Annotated in this window: 18 protein-coding genes; 3 read left to right on the top strand and 15 right to left on the bottom strand. The window is 59.9% G+C overall.

The features are described 5' to 3' along the window. Positions 1–28: 28 nt before the first annotated feature. From G3A56_RS12595 to sdhC, 10 genes are all read right to left on the bottom strand, one after another. Positions 29–3,025 carry a 2-oxoglutarate dehydrogenase E1 component gene (locus G3A56_RS12595; RefSeq protein ID WP_082183051.1) on the bottom strand — a complete coding sequence of 999 codons (2,997 nt, stop codon included), beginning with the start codon at positions 3,023–3,025 and terminating at the stop codon, positions 29–31. 176 nt (positions 3,026–3,201) lie between these two features. After that, positions 3,202–4,104 (bottom strand): succinate--CoA ligase subunit alpha, encoded by a 903-nt coding sequence (gene sucD, locus G3A56_RS12590; protein WP_003492390.1) that lies wholly within the window; start codon positions 4,102–4,104, stop codon positions 3,202–3,204. Between the two features lie 17 nt (positions 4,105–4,121). Then, positions 4,122–5,315 carry an ADP-forming succinate--CoA ligase subunit beta gene (gene sucC / locus G3A56_RS12585; RefSeq protein ID WP_003492393.1) on the bottom strand — a complete coding sequence of 398 codons (1,194 nt, stop codon included), beginning with the start codon at positions 5,313–5,315 and terminating at the stop codon, positions 4,122–4,124. Positions 5,316–5,348: 33 nt separating this feature from the next. Then, on the bottom strand, positions 5,349–6,311 hold the full coding sequence (gene mdh / locus G3A56_RS12580) for a malate dehydrogenase (protein ID WP_035241918.1): 963 nt from the start codon (positions 6,309–6,311) through the stop codon (positions 5,349–5,351). A gap of 178 nt (positions 6,312–6,489) precedes the next feature. After that, positions 6,490–7,653 (bottom strand): cell division protein ZapE, encoded by a 1,164-nt coding sequence (gene zapE, locus G3A56_RS12575; RefSeq protein ID WP_082183054.1) that lies wholly within the window; start codon positions 7,651–7,653, stop codon positions 6,490–6,492. Positions 7,654–7,746: 93 nt separating this feature from the next. Next, a complete protein-coding gene (locus G3A56_RS12570) occupies positions 7,747–8,289 on the bottom strand; it encodes a protease inhibitor Inh/omp19 family protein (RefSeq protein WP_082183056.1) in 543 nt (180 codons plus the stop codon). Positions 8,290–8,494: 205 nt separating this feature from the next. After that, positions 8,495–9,274 carry a succinate dehydrogenase iron-sulfur subunit gene (locus G3A56_RS12565; RefSeq protein ID WP_010972458.1) on the bottom strand — a complete coding sequence of 260 codons (780 nt, stop codon included), beginning with the start codon at positions 9,272–9,274 and terminating at the stop codon, positions 8,495–8,497. Positions 9,275–9,289: 15 nt separating this feature from the next. Beyond that, positions 9,290–11,131: a succinate dehydrogenase flavoprotein subunit gene (gene sdhA, locus G3A56_RS12560; RefSeq protein ID WP_082183059.1), complete on the bottom strand. Its 1,842-nt coding sequence runs from the start codon at positions 11,129–11,131 to the stop codon at positions 9,290–9,292. 7 nt (positions 11,132–11,138) lie between these two features. After that, complete coding sequence (sdhD, locus tag G3A56_RS12555; RefSeq protein ID WP_035221653.1) at positions 11,139–11,519, bottom strand: succinate dehydrogenase, hydrophobic membrane anchor protein; 381 nt, start codon at positions 11,517–11,519, stop codon at positions 11,139–11,141. Between the two features lie 11 nt (positions 11,520–11,530). Next, a complete protein-coding gene (gene sdhC, locus G3A56_RS12550) occupies positions 11,531–11,923 on the bottom strand; it encodes a succinate dehydrogenase, cytochrome b556 subunit (protein ID WP_046799544.1) in 393 nt (130 codons plus the stop codon). 304 nt (positions 11,924–12,227) lie between these two features. On the opposite strand from sdhC, the gene G3A56_RS12545 reads away from it, so the two are divergent. Beyond that, positions 12,228–12,596, top strand: coding sequence for a hypothetical protein (locus tag G3A56_RS12545; RefSeq protein ID WP_082183062.1), 369 nt, complete (start codon positions 12,228–12,230; stop codon positions 12,594–12,596). Between the two features lie 12 nt (positions 12,597–12,608). Here G3A56_RS12545 and G3A56_RS12540 read toward each other — a convergent pair whose 3' ends face one another. The 5 genes from G3A56_RS12540 to tsaD form a co-directional block, all read right to left on the bottom strand. Next, positions 12,609–13,253 carry a class I SAM-dependent methyltransferase gene (locus G3A56_RS12540; protein ID WP_082183064.1) on the bottom strand — a complete coding sequence of 215 codons (645 nt, stop codon included), beginning with the start codon at positions 13,251–13,253 and terminating at the stop codon, positions 12,609–12,611. A 7-nt stretch (positions 13,254–13,260) separates the two neighbouring features. Continuing rightward, on the bottom strand, positions 13,261–13,704 hold the full coding sequence (locus G3A56_RS12535) for an EVE domain-containing protein (RefSeq protein WP_003492407.1): 444 nt from the start codon (positions 13,702–13,704) through the stop codon (positions 13,261–13,263). 6 nt (positions 13,705–13,710) lie between these two features. Next, positions 13,711–14,004, bottom strand: a complete 294-nt coding sequence (locus G3A56_RS12530; protein ID WP_003492408.1) for a YciI-like protein — start codon at positions 14,002–14,004, stop codon at positions 13,711–13,713. An 86-nt stretch (positions 14,005–14,090) separates the two neighbouring features. After that, positions 14,091–15,074 carry an NAD(P)H-dependent glycerol-3-phosphate dehydrogenase gene (locus G3A56_RS12525; RefSeq protein ID WP_082183067.1) on the bottom strand — a complete coding sequence of 328 codons (984 nt, stop codon included), beginning with the start codon at positions 15,072–15,074 and terminating at the stop codon, positions 14,091–14,093. Further along, positions 15,074–16,171: a tRNA (adenosine(37)-N6)-threonylcarbamoyltransferase complex transferase subunit TsaD gene (tsaD, locus tag G3A56_RS12520; protein WP_082183070.1), complete on the bottom strand. Its 1,098-nt coding sequence runs from the start codon at positions 16,169–16,171 to the stop codon at positions 15,074–15,076. The genes G3A56_RS12525 and tsaD overlap by 1 nt, the downstream gene beginning before the upstream one ends. A 73-nt stretch (positions 16,172–16,244) precedes the next feature. Here tsaD and hemC point away from each other — a divergent pair, with 73 nt between their 5' ends. Together hemC and G3A56_RS12510 are read left to right on the top strand one after the other, a co-directional pair. Then, positions 16,245–17,174 (top strand): hydroxymethylbilane synthase, encoded by a 930-nt coding sequence (gene hemC / locus G3A56_RS12515; protein ID WP_082183072.1) that lies wholly within the window; start codon positions 16,245–16,247, stop codon positions 17,172–17,174. A gap of 4 nt (positions 17,175–17,178) precedes the next feature. Next, entirely contained in the window at positions 17,179–17,916 is a 738-nt protein-coding gene (locus G3A56_RS12510) for a uroporphyrinogen-III synthase (RefSeq protein ID WP_082183075.1), read from the top strand. Positions 17,917–17,937: the final 21 nt, after the last annotated feature.

Here is a 17,937-nt window from a genome sequence, read left to right as displayed (position 1 = left end):
TTTTTTGCGGGGCGATGCGGGAGAGTTCTCACTCTCCCAGCGCGTCTTCCAGGAACGCAGCAAGCTGCGCCAGATGCTTGGACATCAGGCCGGTCGCCGGAGAGGCGGCAGCCGGACGGCCCGTGTAACGGACCTTCTGGTACTTGGCGTCGATATGCGCCAGAACCCATTCAAGGTAAGGATCGATGAACGACCACGCACCCATGTTCTTCGGCTCTTCCTGGCACCAGACCATCTCCGCATTGCGGAAACGGGAAAGCTCGTTGATGAGAGCCTTGGCCGGGAACGGATAGAGCTGTTCGACGCGCAGCAGGTAGATGTCGTCGATACCGCGCTTTTCACGCTCCTCGAGCAGATCGTAATAGACCTTGCCCGTGCACATGACGACGCGACGGATCTTCGAATCCTTCTGCAGCTTGATGGGGCCGTCCTTGATGACTTCAGCATCGTCCCACAGGAGACGGTGGAAGGAGGACTCACCCGCAAGCTCCGCCAGCGACGAAGTGGCGCGCTTGTGACGCAGCAGCGACTTCGGCGTCATGAGGATCAGCGGCTTGCGGAAGTCACGCTTCATCTGGCGGCGCAGGATGTGGAAGTAGTTGGCCGGCGTCGTGCAGTTGGCAACCTGCATGTTGTCTTCGGCGCACATCTGCAGCCAGCGCTCCAGACGGGCGGACGAGTGCTCCGGACCCTGACCTTCATAACCATGCGGCAGAAGGCAGACGAGACCGGACATGCGCAGCCACTTGCGTTCACCCGAAGAGATGAACTGGTCGAACACCACCTGCGCGCCGTTGGCGAAGTCGCCGAACTGGGCTTCCCAGAGCGTCAGCGCATTCGGACGGGCCAGCGAATAGCCATATTCGAAACCGAGAACCGCTTCTTCCGAAAGCATCGAGTTGATAACTTCGTAACGGGCCTGCGTCGGTGAAAGATTGGCAAGCGGAATGTAACGCTCTTCGGTTTCCTGATCGTAGAGAACCGAGTGGCGCTGCGAGAAGGTGCCGCGTTCGCAATCCTGACCGGAGAGACGGATCTTGTGACCGTCGACGGCGAGCGAACCGAAAGCAAGCGCTTCCGCCATTGCCCAGTCGATGCCCTCACCCGTCTCGATCATCTGCGAGCGGTTTTCCATGAAGCGCTGGATCGTACGGTGTGCGCTGAAACCTTCCGGAATGGTTGACAGCTTCTTGCCGATTTCCTTCAGCTGCTTCATCGGCACGCCGGTCTTGCCACGACGCTGCTCATCGGCATTGTCGGCGGCGCGAAGGCCCGACCACTGACCGTCCAGCCAGTCGGCCTTGTTCGGCTTGTAGGACTGGCCTGCCTCGAACTCCTGCTCGAGATGCGCGCGCCAGTCGGCCTTGATCTTCTCGAAATCGCCTTCAGTGATCAGGCCTTCCGCAATCAGACGGTCGGCATAGATGCGTGCGACGGTCTTGTGGCCACGGATGACCTTGTACATCTTCGGCTGCGTGAACGCGGGCTCGTCGCCTTCGTTATGGCCGAAGCGGCGATAACAGAACATGTCGATGACGACAGGCTTGTGGAACTTCATGCGGTATTCGGTCGCGACCTTCGCCGCATAGGTCACCGCTTCCGGATCGTCGCCGTTGACGTGGAAGATCGGCGCCTCGATCATCTTGGCAACGTCGGACGGATAGGGCGACGAGCGCGAGAAGGCCGGGTTCGTCGTGAAACCGATCTGGTTGTTGATGATGAAGTGCATGGTACCGGCAACGCGGTGACCGCGCAGGCCGGAAAGGCCGAGAATTTCAGCAACCACGCCCTGACCCGCAAAAGCGGCATCGCCGTGCAACAGGAGCGGCAGCACCTTGGCGCGTTCCGACAGCGGAATGATATCGCCGTCCCATGTCTTGGCGAGCTGGTCCTGCTTGGCGCGGGCCTTGCCCATGACGACAGGGTTGACGATTTCAAGGTGCGACGGGTTGGCCGTCAGCGACAGGTGAACCTTGTTGCCGTCGAATTCGCGGTCGGAGGAGGCACCTAGATGGTACTTCACGTCGCCGGAACCTTCGACGTCGTCAGGCTTGAACGAACCGCCCTTGAACTCGTGGAACACGGCGCGGTGCGGCTTGCCCATGACGTTGGTCAGAACGTTAAGGCGGCCGCGGTGGGCCATGCCGAGCACGACTTCTTCCAGACCGTCCTGGCCGCCGCGCTTGATGATCTGCTCAAGTGCCGGGATCAGCGATTCGCCGCCATCGAGGCCGAAACGCTTGGTGCCCTTGAAACGCACGTCGAGGAACTGCTCGTAACCTTCGGCTTCGACCAGTTTGGACAGAATGGCCTTCTTGCCCTCCGGCGTGAAGTCCACGCCCTTGTCCGGGCCTTCGATGCGTTCCTGGATCCAGCCCTTTTCTTCCGGGTTGGACATATGCATGAATTCGACGCCGAGCGTCGAGCAATAGGTGCGCTCAAGAATATCGACCATCTCGCGCACGGTCGCATATTCGAGACCGAGAACGTTATCGATGAAAATCTTGCGGTCGTAATCGCTTTCCTCGAAGCCGTAGGACTTCGGCGAAAGCTCGTTGTAATCTTCAACGGCGCTGGCAATGCCGAGCGGATCGAGCTTGGCATGCAGGTGGCCGCGCATGCGGTAGGCGCGGATCATCATGATGGCGCGAACGCTATCACGGGTCGCCTGAAGCACTTCGGCCGGGCTGACAGCCTTGCCGGTATCGGCGCTCTTCGCCTCGGCTTTCGCCTGAACCTTCTTCTCGATGGCCTTCTCGACCGTGGCCCAGTTGCCGTCCAGCGCGGATACCAGGTCGCCATTTGCCGGGATCGGCCAGTTGGCGCGCTTCCAGGAGGCGCCCTTGGCTGCCTTCTTCACGTCTTCCGGATTGTCGGACAACGCCTTGAAGAAGCTCTGCCACTCCGGCGACACGGAAGAGGGATCCTCTTCGTACCGGGCATAGAGCTGCTCGATATAGGCTGCATTCGCGCCGTCCAGAAACGACGTGATCTGAAACTGCTCGTTCGCTTCTTGCCTTGCCATTGTGTTCTTGCGGACTTGTCAGTCCGCCTCCTCGATGCCGTTAGGGCCGCTTATCGGCCTGCCGCTTGATTATTGCTGTCTGCCGCCGGGGCGGTATGCCGTTCTGTCTGTCGTTCTTGCGGCATCGGGCAGCGCAGCGTTGAAGCCGCGCCGCCCGTTACCGGTCTCATGTGGTCTCAGCCCTTGAGGACTTCAACCAGCGTCTTGCCGAGGCGCGCCGGGGAAGGCGATACCTTGATACCGGCAGCTTCCATTGCTGCAATCTTGGACTCTGCGTCACCCTTGCCGCCGGAAACGACAGCGCCGGCGTGGCCCATGGTGCGGCCCTTCGGAGCCGTACGGCCCGCGATGAAGCCGGCCATCGGCTTCTTGCGGCCCTTCTTGGCTTCGTCGATCAGGAACTGCGCCGCATCTTCTTCAGCCGAGCCGCCGATTTCACCGATCATGATGATCGACTGGGTGGCGTCGTCGGCGAGGAACATTTCCAAGACGTCGATGAACTCGGTGCCCTTGACCGGGTCGCCGCCGATGCCGACAGCCGTGGTCTGGCCGAGGCCTTCGTTGGAGGTCTGGAACACGGCTTCATAGGTCAGCGTGCCCGAACGGGAAACGATACCGACCGAACCCTTGCGGAAGATGGAGCCCGGCATGATGCCGATCTTGCATTCTTCCGGCGTCAGGATACCCGGGCAGTTCGGGCCGAGCAGGCGCGACTTGGAGCGGTCGAGGCGAGCCTTGACGCGAACCATGTCCATGACCGGGATACCTTCGGTGATGCAGGTGATGAACGGAATTTCCGCATCGATGGCTTCGATGATGGCATCGGCTGCACCTGCCGGCGGAACGTAGATCACGGATGCGTCTGCACCGGTCTTTTCCTTGGCTTCTGCAACCGTTGCAAAGATCGGCAGGCTTTCGCCCTTGGAACCGGTCCAGGTTTCGCCACCCTTCTTCGGGTGAATACCGCCGACCATCTGCGTGCCGTAATAAGCAAGCGCCTGTTCGGTGTGGAAGGTGCCGGTCTTGCCGGTCAGACCCTGAACAAGGATCTTCGTGTCTTTATTAACAAGAATAGACATTATTTCCGGTCCCTCAATTAGCCGTTGATCGCCGCGACGATCTTCTTGGCTGCGTCGTCCAGATCGTCAGCAGCCGTAATCGCAAGGCCAGATTCGTTCAGGAGCTTCTTGCCAAGTTCGACGTTGGTGCCTTCGAGGCGAACAACGAGCGGAACCTGCAAACCGACTTCCTTCACCGCGGCAATCACGCCTTCGGCGATGACGTCGCACTTCATGATGCCGCCGAAGATGTTGACGAGGATGCCCTCGACCTTCGGGTCAGCCGTGATGATCTTGAAGGCGGCCGCAACCTTCTCCTTGCCGGCGCCGCCGCCGACGTCGCAGAAGTTAGCCGGCTCTTTGCCGTAAAGCTTGATGATGTCCATCGTCGCCATGGCGAGACCGGCACCGTTGACCATGCAGCCGATGTTGCCGTCGAGAGCAACGTAAGCGAGGTCCCACTTGGAGGCTTCGATTTCCTTGGCGTCTTCTTCGGTTTCGTCGCGCAGCGCCTTGACGTCGTCGTGGCGGAACAGCGCATTGCCGTCGAAGGACATCTTGGCGTCGAGAACGCGCAGATGGCCATTTTCCATGACGATCAGCGGGTTGACCTCGAGGAGAGCCATGTCCTTCTCGTTGAAGGCCTTGTAGAGGATCGGGAACAGCGCCTTGGCGTCTTCGGCAGCAACACCATCAAGCTCGAGAGCCTTGGAGATCGCGGCAACGTCGGCGTCGCTCACACCCTTTTCCGGGTTGATGGCGATGGTGTGGATCTTCTCGGGCGTGTCGTGGGCGACAGCCTCGATGTCCATGCCGCCTTCCGTGGAAACCACGAATGCGACCTGGCCGACGGAACGGTCAACCAGCAGCGAGCAGTAGAGTTCGCGGGCAATGTCGGCACCGTCTTCGATGTAGAGACGGTTGACCTGCTTGCCGGCGTCGCCCGTCTGCGCCGTTACCAGCGTGTTGCCAAGCATGTCCTTGGCGTGGGAAACGACTTCGTCGATCGACTTTGCCAGACGAACGCCGCCCTTGGCGTCAGGGCCGAGTTCCTTGAACTTGCCCTTGCCGCGGCCGCCGGCGTGGATCTGGCTCTTGACGACGTAGAGCGGGCCGGGAAGCTGCTTTGCGGCAGCTTCGGCTTCTTCGACCTTGAGGATGGCGACGCCTTCAGCAACCGGCGCGCCGTAGCCCTTCAGAAGAGCCTTGGCCTGATATTCGTGAATATTCATGGAATAATCCCTGTTTGGAGCCGCTAGAGGCTATTACTTCAGCGACGGAGCGATGTTGACGCAGGCTTCGCAAAGACCGGCGACAGCGCCGACGGACTTGCGGAAGGCTGCTTCTTCTTCCTTGTTCAGCTCGATCTCGATGATGCGCTCGATACCGCCGGCACCGATGATGGTGGGAACGCCGACATACATATCGTCAACGCCATACTGACCCGAAAGATGGGCAGCGGCGGGCAGGACGCGCTTCTTGTCCTTGAGGTAGGATTCAGCCATTTCGATCGCGGAAGCGGCCGGCGCGTAATAAGCCGAACCGGTCTTCAGCAGGCCGACGATTTCCGCACCGCCGTCGCGCGTGCGCTGTACGATCTCTTCGAGACGCTCGGCGGTCAGCCAGCCCATCTTGACGAGGTCGGTCAGCGGAATGCCGGCAACCGTGGAGTAGCGTGCGAGCGGCACCATGGTGTCGCCGTGGCCGCCGAGAACGAAGGCGGTGACGTCTTCAACCGAAACATTGAATTCTTCGGAGAGGAAAAGACGGAAGCGCGCGCTGTCGAGAACGCCGGCCATGCCGACGACCTTGTTCTTCGGCAGGCCGGAGAACTTCTGCAGCGCCCAGACCATGGCGTCGAGCGGGTTGGTGATGCAGATGACGAAAGCATTCGGGGCATATTTCTTGATGCCGGCGCCGACCTGTTCCATGACCTTGAGGTTGATGCCGAGAAGATCGTCGCGGCTCATGCCGGGCTTGCGGGCAACGCCAGCGGTGACGATGCAGACGTCTGCACCTTCGATGGCGGCGTAATCGGAAGCGCCGGTGAGCTTTGCATTGAAGCCTTCAACCGGGCCGGACTGGGCAATATCCAGACCCTTGCCCTGCGGGATGCCGTCGGCAATATCGAAGAGGACGATATCGCCCAGTTCCTTCAGGCTGGCGAGATGCGCCAGCGTGCCGCCGATCATGCCAGAACCAATAAGTGCAATTTTTTTGCGAGCCATCGAATGCTTCCTCTTGAGCTTCAATTCAATTTCACCGCGCCAAACCGGCAGCCAAATTGTCGGACTTCGATTAGCCCCATTGGCCAAAATTGGCAACAGATTCTTTTGTGATGAATATTTTCAATCGTTTAGATCATTATTTTCTTACGTAAACGTAAGAAAATGCGTCACGAAAGTGTCAAACTTTCTGCCGTTTTTCATGGTGAAGAGCCAGATAATCCGCGCTGCGCATCTCAAACAGCCGCGAGGCAGTGCGATCGAACTCGAAACCTTCGGTTCCCTTGCGCTTGCCGAGCAGGTCTTCCGGCATGGCGGCAGCGGAGGCAAAAAGCCGGACGCTGTGGTCGTAAAGCGCATCGATAAGGATGATGAAACGCTTGGTCTCGTTGCGCTTGTCCGCATTCAAGAACGGGATATGGTCGATGAAGACGGTATCGAAGCGGTTGGCGATTGCCAGGAAATCGGAAGCCCCGAGCGGCTTCTCGCAAAGGTCGGAGAAGGAGAAGCGCGCCACACGGCCACTGGCGCGCGGCACCAGAATGGAGCGGCCCTTCATCGGTATTTCCGTCGGCGCGACAAGGTGGCCACCGGTCATATGCCGCCAGGCCATATCCATCGCCTGATCCGCCGAACCGTCGAGCGGCGTGACATAGACCGGCAGGCTTTCCAGCTTTTCCATCCGGTAATCGGTGGGGCTGTCCAGCGTCACGACCTCAACATATTTCTTCAGCAAGTCGACGAAAGGCAGGAACAGGCCGCGATTAAGCCCGTCCTTGTAGAGATTGTCGGGTACGACGTTGGATGTCGTTACCAGAGTGCAGCCATTGGCGAAGAGTTCGCTGAACAGCCGGGCGAGGATCATCGCATCGGCAATATCCGTGACGGTGAACTCGTCGAAGCAAAGGAGCTCCGCTTCCGCCAGAAGTTGGGCCGCGACAGGCGGAATGGGGTCTGCCTGTTTGGTTTCGCCATTCTTCAGCTTCTGCCGATGCGCATGCACGCGATTATGCACATCCGCCATGAACTCGTGAAAATGGCAGCGCCGTTTGGAAGAAACGGGCGCCATCTCATAGAACATGTCCATCAGCATCGTCTTGCCTCGGCCGACGCTGCCATAGACATACAATCCCTTGACGGGCGCAGCTGGACCGGCCTTGCGCGCGAACATCCAGCCGAGCGCGCTTTTTTTCTTGGCGGGCTTGCGTGCCTTCAGATCGGCAAGGATACGGTCGAGGTGAGCCGCCACGCCGAGTTGCGCCGCATCCGCCTGCAAGGTGCCAGCTGCCGTTAATGCGTTGAGCTGTTCAACGACACTATGATTGTAATCGGGCAATGGCTTCATGGAAAAGCGCTCCGGTCGCGGACACTGACAAGCGCCCGCGACGAATGGAATGGCTCAGAACAGGCAAGGCGATCCGGATGCACCGGAAATGCTCTATCGGCTGAGGCTGAGTGGCTGGCCGCTATTGGTCGTGCCGTCAAAGCGCGCATCGGCGCTCTTGTAGACGCGGCCGATCGTATCGCCCGAACGGTTCTTGAAGAGGACCATTTTGCCGGACACTTCCCAGGAGCCCATCGCCGTCAGCTCGCCGGAGCAGCCACGCGTGCCGCCACGCGAACCGCTGCCGAGATTGGTGAGCGTCAGGAACATGTCGCAATTGGCGCCGCCATTGGAAACACGCCAGTTGCCGACCATGGATTCCTTGGTGACATCGAGCGCCGTTGTCGGCGGAGCGGCAGATGCCACATCGGTGCCGCCAGGCGTCGCAGAAGCGGGAGCCGAAGGGAACTGACTGCCCGAAGTACCGCCGGGTGGCGGCAGCGCGCCAGACTGAACGGACGGAACCGGCTGAGCCTGCAGCGGCGGCGTATAACCGGGATTACTGCCGCTATTGTTGTTGTAATCGTAGGAGGTACGTTGGCAACCGGCGAGGCTCATTACAACCACAAGGCCCGTCACCACATATCTGAATTGCATATCAAGCTCCCGATTCTCTCGCTTCCGGAAAGACCATGATCAAACAAGAAGGCTGAATTATTACCAAAGCCTTATCTTGCGCAAGCGATGGCCGGGATAATTACAATTTCGGTCGATTTTTACCGAAATTTCCCGCACCCGGTTGTAAAAAAGGGCCGCAGTCCACACCGCGACCCGATAGATTTTCCGTCCAGGCGAATCGCCTTCAGACGCGACGCTCGACCATCATCTTCTTGATTTCCGCGATCGCCTTGGCCGGGTTCAAGCCCTTCGGGCAAGCCTGCGCGCAGTTCATGATGGTGTGGCAACGATAAAGACGGAACGGGTCCTCGAGATTGTCGAGGCGTTCGCCCGTTGCTTCATCGCGGCTGTCGATCAGCCAGCGATAGGCCTGCAGCAGAACGGCGGGACCGAGGTAACGGTCGCCATTCCACCAATAGCTGGGACAGGAGGTGGAGCAGCAGGCGCAGAGAATGCACTCATAAAGACCGTCCAGCTTCAGGCGGTCCTCGTGGCTTTGTTTCCATTCCTTGGCGGGCGTCGGCGAAACCGTCTTCAGCCACGGCTCGATGGAGCGGTGCTGCGCATAGAAGTTCGACAGATCAGGAACGAGATCCTTCACGACAGGCATATGCGGCAGCGGATAGACCTTCACCGTGCCCTTGATCTCTTCCATGCCCTTGGTGCAGGCGAGCGTATTGGTGCCGTCGATGTTCATGGCGCAGGAACCGCAAATGCCTTCACGGCAGGAGCGGCGCAGCGTCAGCGTCGGGTCGATATTGTTCTTGATGTAGAGAAGCGCATCGAGAACCATCGGCCCGCAATCGTCGACATCGATATAATAGGTATCGATGCGCGGGTTCTGGCCGTCATCCGGGTTCCAGCGATAGATCCGGTATTCGCGAACGTTCTTGGCACCATCCGGCTTCGGCCAGACTTTGCCTTCGCTGATCTGGGAATTCTTGGGGAGAGCGAGTTCAACCATATCCAGTTCCTCAAATCAGTAGACGCGAGCCTTCGGCTCGATCTTTTTGGGATCGATGCCGTCGGCGATCAGGTCGGTATGAACAGGGCGGTAGTCGAGCTTGACGTCACCTTCGGGGCTGACCCAGGCAAGCGTGTGCTTGCGCCAGTTCACATCGTCGCGACCGCCGAACGGACCATCGACGAAATCCTCGCGGGCATGCGAGCCGCGGCTTTCCTTGCGCGCTTCCGCGCCGTAGACCGTGGTGATCGCGTTGGCCATCAGATTGTGCAGCTCGAGCGTCTCCACCAGATCGGAGTTCCAGACCATCGAACGGTCGGTAACCTTGACATCAGGCAGCTCTTTCCAGATGGCGGAAATGCGTTGGCAACCGCTTTCCAGCGATTCCTGCGTACGGAACACGGCCGCATCGTCCTGCATGGCGCGCTGCATCTTGTCGCGCAGCACCGCCGTCGGCGTCGAGCCATTGGCATAACGCAGGCTGTCGAAGCGTTCCATGATCCTGTCGCAGGCAGCGATATCGAGCGCAGGAACCGCCGCATCGCGGTCGATGACCTGAGCGGCGCGGATAGCAGCGGCGCGGCCGAAGACCACAAGGTCGATCAGCGAGTTGGAGCCGAGGCGGTTGGCGCCGTGCACCGAGGCGCAGCCAGCTTCGCCGACAGCCATCAGGCCGGGTGCGATGCGTTCCGGGTTGTTGGCATCAGCATTCAGCACTTCACCCCAATAATTGGTCGGAATACCGCCCATATTGTAGTGAACCGTCGGCAGAACCGGGATCGGCTCACGCGTCACGTCAACGCCAGCGAAAATCTTGGCGCTTTCGGAAATGCCCGGAAGACGCTCATGCAGGATCGCAGGATCGAGGTGATCGAGATGCAGGAAGATGTGGTCCTTGTTCTTGCCGACGCCGCGGCCCTCACGGATTTCCATCGTCATGCAGCGCGACACGACATCACGCGAGGCAAGGTCCTTCGCAGAAGGCGCATAACGCTCCATGAAGCGCTCGCCTTCGGAATTGACGAGATAACCGCCTTCGCCGCGTGCGCCTTCGGTGATCAGGCAACCCGCGCCGTAGATGCCGGTCGGGTGGAACTGCACGAACTCCATATCCTGAAGCGGCAGGCCGGCACGGGCAATCATGCCGCCGCCGTCACCCGTGCAGGTATGGGCCGAGGTTGCCGAGAAATAGGCGCGGCCGTAACCGCCGGTCGCCAGCACCACCATCTTGGCGGAGAAGCGATGGATCGTGCCGTCATCGAGGTTCCACGCCACGACGCCGGTGCAGCGGCCATCTGCCGACATGATGAGGTCGAGCGCGAAATATTCGATGAAGAATTCCGCATTGTTGCGCAGCGACTGGCCATAAAGCGTGTGCAGAATGGCATGGCCGGTACGGTCGGCGGCAGCGCAGGTGCGCTGTACCGGCGGACCTTCGCCGTAGTTCTGCATGTGACCGCCGAACGGGCGCTGGTAGATTTTGCCTTCGGCATTGCGCGAGAAGGGCACGCCATAATGCTCCAGCTCATAGACCGCCTTCGGCGCTTCCATGGCGAGATATTGCATCGCGTCAACGTCACCCAGCCAGTCGGAGCCCTTTACGGTGTCGTAAAGGTGCCACTGCCAACAGTCGGGCGTCATATTGGTGAGCGATGCAGCGATGCCGCCCTGCGCCGCGACCGTGTGCGAGCGCGTCGGGAAAACCTTGGTGATGCAGGCCGTGCGGAAACCCTGTTCCGCCATGCCGAGCGTTGCGCGCAGACCCGCGCCGCCGGCGCCCACCACGATCACGTCATAGGAGTGATCGACATAGGTGTAAGCCTTGCCATTCTGGGAAGGTGAACTGATCGATGCCATGGCGGAATTATCCTGCGAATGCGATTTTCAGAATGGCGAAGATGCAAAGACCGCCAATGAGAACCGCGAAAAACGTATTGAGCATCAGAAGAACGAGCTTCGAAACCTCGGCGTGAATATAGTCTTCAATGATGACCTGCATGCCGAGCTTCATGTGGATGAGGCCGGAAACCAGCACCAGACCCATGATGACAGCGACAAGCGGGTTCGACAGCGCGGCGACAACTTCCTGATAGGGCGCGCCGGCATACTGGATGAGGAAGACCACGAAGAAGATCAGCAGCGGAACGTTGGCAACCGCCGTCAGGCGCTGACGCCAGAAATGGTCGGTGCCTTCCTTGGCGGAGCCGAGGCCGCGAACCTTTCCGAGAGGGGTACGCATATCCATGATAAATCTCCTCAGCGCACGATCAGGGCGACGACCCAGATCAGCGCGGTCAGACAGATCGACACCACCCATGAAGCCTTTGCCAGCTTGGTGGTGAAATGCTTTTCGAAGCCGTATCCCAGATCCCACATGAAGTGACGAAGACCACCCACCAGGTGATGGACGAGAGCCCATGTATAACCGATCAGGATAAGCCTGCCGATGATCGTGCCCATCGCCCAGTTGACCCAGTCGTAATAGGCCGGGCCCGAGGCAAGCGCGATCAGCCACCAGGCAACCAGCAGCGTTCCGAAATAAAGTGCGCCGCCCGTGATGCGGTGCACGATGGATGAGACCATCGTCGGAATCAGCTTGTAAACTTGAAGATGCGGCGACAGAGGCCGGTTATTTGTCAGATTCGCCATCAGAACCTCGCGGCGTTTTCCCGTGCGCCCATAGATAAGGCGCCCCCAAGCAACAGCACATGACGAAAGAATGTGCATTGCACCAACCGCGACGTTTAATCACATGGAAGCATCACGACAAGCACATTTCATGACCGATTCCAATTTAATCGATTGGTTCACGAATTTTTTTTGGAATTTTTTTGCTCGAAAATAAAAAATCGAGCGTTTCCAAGATTTACACCCTCAAAATATTTACCTTTACGTAAGTCATAAATCGTGTAATTTACTATTCGTTAACTGAAAAATCCGGAGAATGAGGCTCATGTTACAGCGTCGAATCGCCACTCTGGTCATGCTGTCAACAGGCGTCGTTTTCACCGCCGTGCCTGCTGCAACGGCAGAGGATTTTAACGGACACCACCATTATCAGCAACGGCAGTCGCAGGTCAGTTTCTCCACGGACGGCCTGCCTTCAACCCTCCCCGGCGGCACCTATGTGGGTGCGATATCGGCCTTGAGGGTTCGCGGAAACGGAAATTATTTCGCGATCGGCGGCGGTCTTTCAAGAAGAGTTGGAGCCACCACGACGGCAACGCCGCTGGCACCCAAGGCAAAGATCATCAATGTCCGTGCCGCGACCGCCGGCAACGCCTGCGCCTATGAGCACGGTGTCTGCGTTATCCGGCCCTAAATCAAAATGTAATCAGACGAAGCGCCAGACGGTGGTCCTTTTGACTTCACTGTCCTCAAGAGCCCGCGTCACCGGCACCTGATAGGTCGCCTCGGCGAAAAGGCGCTGTTTGGGTAGATAGGCGCGGCCCGGATCGCCGATGAGCACGCTCACGCCCTTCTCCGTTAGCTCCAGAAACCATGGCACGAGAAGATCGGCAAAAGCGCGGTCATAAAACACGTCGCCCGCCAGCAGAACATCTGCCTCAACCGGCTTCCCAACCAGGTTGAGCCCGGTAAAATCGACAGCCACGCCATTAAGCGCTGCATTCAGCCGAATGGCCGTCTCCGTCCAGGGATCGATATCGGCCGCCAGAACCGCACTGGCACCCGCTTTTGCCGCAGCGATGGCAACGAGACCGGAGCCACTGGCAAAATCCAGCACGCGCTTGCCGCAAACACTTTCGGGATGGTCGAGAACATAACGGGCAAGCCCCTGCCCACCCGCCCAGGCAAAGGCCCAGAAGGGCGGCGGCAGGCCGATCTCCTGCAACTCCTCCTCCGTCTTCAGCCACAGCTCATGGGCTTCGGTGGCAAGATGAAGGCGCAGCTCCGGCACATGCGGCGGATGCATGATGGCAGCGTTGTCGAGGATGAAGCGCTCGGGGTCTGTCCTCACCGGAGGATCAGTCCGGTGACTTTGGCGGATTGGCGAGGCCGCCCATACGGCAGACCTCGAGATATTCCTCTTCCGTCACCGGCTGCACGGAAAGCCGCATCGAGGTGACGAGAGACATCTTCTCCAGTTTCGGATTGGCCTTCACATCCTTCAGCGAAACCGGCTGCGGCATGTCGCATACGGCGCGGATATCCACGCAATCCCACTTCAGGTCGCCCTCTGCGGTCGAATCCGGATGCGAAAGGGCGCAGACTTCGACGATGCCGACGACATCCAGCCCCTCATTGGAGTGGTAGAAGAAACCCTTGTCGCCGATTTTCATGGCGCGCATGTTGTTGCGGGCCTGATAGTTGCGCACGCCGGTCCATTCTTCGCCGGCCTCGCCCTTGGCCTTCTGCATTTCCCAGGACCATTTGAACGGCTCGGACTTGTAAAGCCAGTAATTCGCCATGACCCGTCACGCTCCCGGATTGTTGAAGACCCAGTTATAGGGCTTCACATCCACGCTTTCGAACAGGCCGGCCTTGGCGTAGGGGTCGGCATCGGCAAGCGCCTTCGCGGCCTCGATATCGGCAGCTTCCACGATGACGAGGCTGCCATTCGGCTTGCCTTCGGCGTCCAGAAACGGGCCGGCGATCTTCAGCGTGCCCTCGGCATTCAGCTTGTTCAGGTGCTCCAGATGGGCCGGGCGCGTGTCCATGCGCACGTTCAGATGGCCGGGCTTGTCCTTGCAGATAAAGGCAAACAGCATTTTTTTCTCCTCGCTGGCGCATGTCCTATAAAAGTGTCAGCGGTTTTGGGACCAGGACATGCGTAAAAACTATTCAGAGGCCACACTCATTCCGTGGTGATGGGCCGTGTCATCAATTGTTGCATGGCGCTCGCCACATCCAGATTACCGTCTATGATGGCCGCCACCGCCTCGGTGACGGGCATGTCGACAGCGTGATGCTCGCCAAGCCGGGCGGCAACGGCTGCTGCAAAAGCGCCCTCCACCAGCCCGCCGGACATGTCCTTGCCCTCACCCCGGCCAAGCGCGATGCCGAAGCGCAGGTTGCGCGACTGGTGGCTCGTCGCTGTCAGCACGAGATCCCCGAGACCGGACAGACCGCGGACCGTATCGGCCTTGCCGCCCATGGCGACGACCAGCCGCGACATTTCGGCGAGACCGCGCGAAATCAGCGCTGCCCGGGCGGAATCACCGAGACCCGCGCCTTCAACGATACCAGCGGCAATGGCGAGCACATTCTTCAACGCGCCGCCAAGCTGCACACCAATGCGATCGGTGGAGGCATAAAGCCTGAAGGTTCTGCCGGAAATCGTGGTCGCCAGCCGCTCGGCGATGACAGCATTTTCCGCCGCGATCGCCATCGCGGTCGGCAGTCCGCGTGCAATATCGGCGGCGAAACCCGGACCGGAGAGAACGGCGATTGGATGATGCGGCAGTTCTGCTTCCAGAAGCTCGGTCAGCAGACGCCCGGAAACCCGGTCTATGCCCTTGGCGCAGGTAACGATGATACAATCTTTAGCCAGATAGGGACCGTAATGGCGGGCCGCATCCGCATGGGCCTGCGAGGGCATGGCGAATAGGACAATGCCTGCATCGGCCAGGACATCCGGCTCGACGGAAAACGCAAGCGCATCCGGGAGGTCGACACCCGGCAGGACAGCCTCGTGAATACGATCAACCTTCAGATCAGCCATCAGGGACGCATCGCGGCCGAGCAGGGTCACATCATGCCGGTTCTCCAGCGCGATGACGACGGCGAGCGCGGTTCCGAAGGCGCCAGCACCGATGACGACGATTTTTTCCCGCTGCATCAGGCCTTGGCTCCCCTTTTGCCGAAACCGATCAATGTCTCCGCACTACCATCGAGAGGCCAGCGCGAGCGCGGCGGTATCTCAAGGGGATCGGCTTTTTTGCCCTCAGCCATCCGCTCCAGCCCCGCCCAGGCGATCATCGCGGCATTGTCGGTACAGAGCCGGTGCGGCGGTGCGACAAAACGGAAGCCATGGGCATCGCAAAGTGCCTGAAGCGTCTGGCGGATTTCCTGATTGGCGGCGACGCCGCCGGCCACGACCAGAGCAGGCTCCGTCTCCAGATGCGGAAATTCCTCTTTAAAGCGCGCAAGGCCACGGCCAATGCGGTCTTTCAGGGTGCGTGAAACCGCCTTCTGGAAGGAAGCGCAGATATCGGCAATATCCTGCTCAGAGAGCGGGGCAATGGCGGTCGCCGCCTGCCGCACCGCCGTCTTGAGGCCGGAGAAGGAAAAATCGAGCCTCACCTCACCGACCATCGGACGCGGCAGCGCAAAACGGTCCGGATTGCCTTTCGCCGCTGCCTTTTCAACGGCAGGTCCGCCGGGATAGGGCAACCCCAGAAGCTTCGCGGTCTTGTCGAAGGCCTCCCCCAGCGCATCATCGATGGTGGTGCCCCAGCGCTCGTATTCACCGACGCCGCGCACCAGCACCAGCTGGGTGTGGCCGCCGGACACCAGCAGCATCAGATAGGGGAAAGACAGACCATCGGTCAGACGCGCCGTCAGCGCATGGCCTTCCAGATGGTTGATGGCGTAAAGCGGTTTGTCTGCTGCCATGGCAATCGCCTTGCCCGTCATCAGGCCCACCAGCAGGCCGCCGATAAGGCCCGGACCGGATGTGGCCGCAATGGCGTCGACATCGGCAAGGGTGACACCCGCCTGCTCCAGCGCTTCTTCCACCAGCGTGTCCAGCGCCTCGACATGGGCGCGGGCGGCGATTTCAGGCACCACGCCGCCATAGGCGCTGTGTTCCTCAAGCTGCGACAAAACGACGTCGGAGACGATCTCGCCATGGCCGTCCGCATGCCGAACCACAATGGATGCAGCGGTTTCGTCACAGCTTGTCTCTATGCCGAGGATACGAAGAAAGGGGGTCATCAATTCTGTTCGTTCATTGCGATCATGCGCTGAGTTGGTCTAAGACAACTCCGGTAACAATGGATAGACGCGGATGCAAACAAAACCTTTCCGAATCGGCACGCGCGGCAGCCCTCTGGCGCTCGCACAGGCTTACGAGACGCGTGACCGGCTGATGGCGGCACATGATCTGCCGGAAGAGATGTTCGAAATCGTCGTGCTGTCCACCAAGGGTGACCGGATAACCGACCGCGCTCTGTCGGAGATCGGCGGCAAGGGCCTGTTTACGGAGGAACTGGAGAGCCAGCTTCTGTCCGGCGAGCTTGATATTGCCGTCCATTCCTCCAAGGACATGCCGACCGTTCTGCCCAGGGGCCTCCATCTTTCCGCCTTCCTGCCGCGCGAGGACATGCGCGACGCCTTCATCGGCCGCACCGCACCGAAACTTCTGGAACTGCCGCAGGGCGCCGTGGTCGGTTCGGCCTCCTTGCGCCGCCAGGCGCTGATCCGGCGATTGCGGCCGGACCTGAACGTCATCATCTTCCGCGGCCAGGTGGAAACCCGCCTGCGCAAACTGGAAGAAGGGCAGGCGGACGCCACGCTTCTCGCCTTTGCCGGCTTGAAGAGGCTGGGCATGGATAGCGTCCCGACGGAAATCCTCGACCCGAAGGATTTTCCGCCTGCCCCCGCGCAGGGCGCGATCTGCGTCGAGAGCCGTATCGGTGACACACGCATGGACGATTTGCTGTTATCCATCAATGACATGCCCACCTATGATGCCGTGACCTGCGAACGCGCCTTTCTGGCAGCCCTCGATGGCTCCTGTCGCACCCCGATTGCAGGCTACGCCACCTGTGACAGTGAGGAACTGCATTTCTACGGCCTGATCCTCACCCCGGATGGACAGACGAGCCACGGCGTCGAGATTTCCGGGGCCCGCAAGGATGCCGAAGCTTTGGGCCGCAAGGCCGGCGAAGACGTGCGCGCCCGGGCGGGCAGCAACTTTTTCGACGGCTGGAGCTGAGCCGATGCGGATCGTCGTCACCCGGCCGCATCGTTCGGGCGAAAAGACGGCCGCAAAGCTTGAAGCCCTCGGCCACCAGCCAGTGCTTCTTCCGCTGTTTCATCCCGTCCACTACGGCGAGCACGCCATCCCGGCGCTATCGGACCCGCTATCGGCTATCGCCGTCACCAGCGCCGAGGCCCTGCGGTCGCTGGAGACCCTGCGCGACCGACTTGCACCCCATCTGTCAAAACCGCTCTTCGCCGTCGGCGAGGCGACGGCGGAGGCGGCAGAAAAAATCGGCTTCAGCAATATCTTCACAGCCTCTGGCGATGCGGCGGCTCTCGCTGCGCTCGTCGCGGAGCATCGCTCCCTTCTGAAGAACGAGCCCCTGCTCTATCTCGCCGGCACGCCACGAGGCGCCGTCTTCGAGGATGGTCTTGCCGCCGCCGGGATCCCATTCCGGACAGTCGATTGTTACGAAATGCAGCTATCAGATATTTCAGAAGATATGCTCGAAACGGCGCTTCTGAAGAGAGCTGCCGATGTGGTGCTGCTCTATTCATCGGAAGCGGCAAAGGCATTTTTCCGTCACGCGTCTGCGGAAAAATATGTGGCGGCGCTGGCCTCTACACAATTCGTCTGCATCAGCCGCAATGTGCTTTCGCTGGTTCCGGAAATCTTCCGCAAGAACGCTGCCGCCGCCGAAAGCGCGAACGAGGCGGCGATGTTTGAACTTCTTCACCGCAACTCGGGAACCTAATTCAGGCTCGCCTCTTTCCTT

Source organism: Rhizobium oryzihabitans, from assembly GCF_010669145.1.
GTDB classification, from domain to species: Bacteria; Pseudomonadota; Alphaproteobacteria; order Rhizobiales; family Rhizobiaceae; genus Agrobacterium; species Agrobacterium oryzihabitans.
The sequence above is the reverse complement of the archived record's forward strand: the minus strand, read 5'-3'. Positions and strand labels throughout refer to the sequence as shown.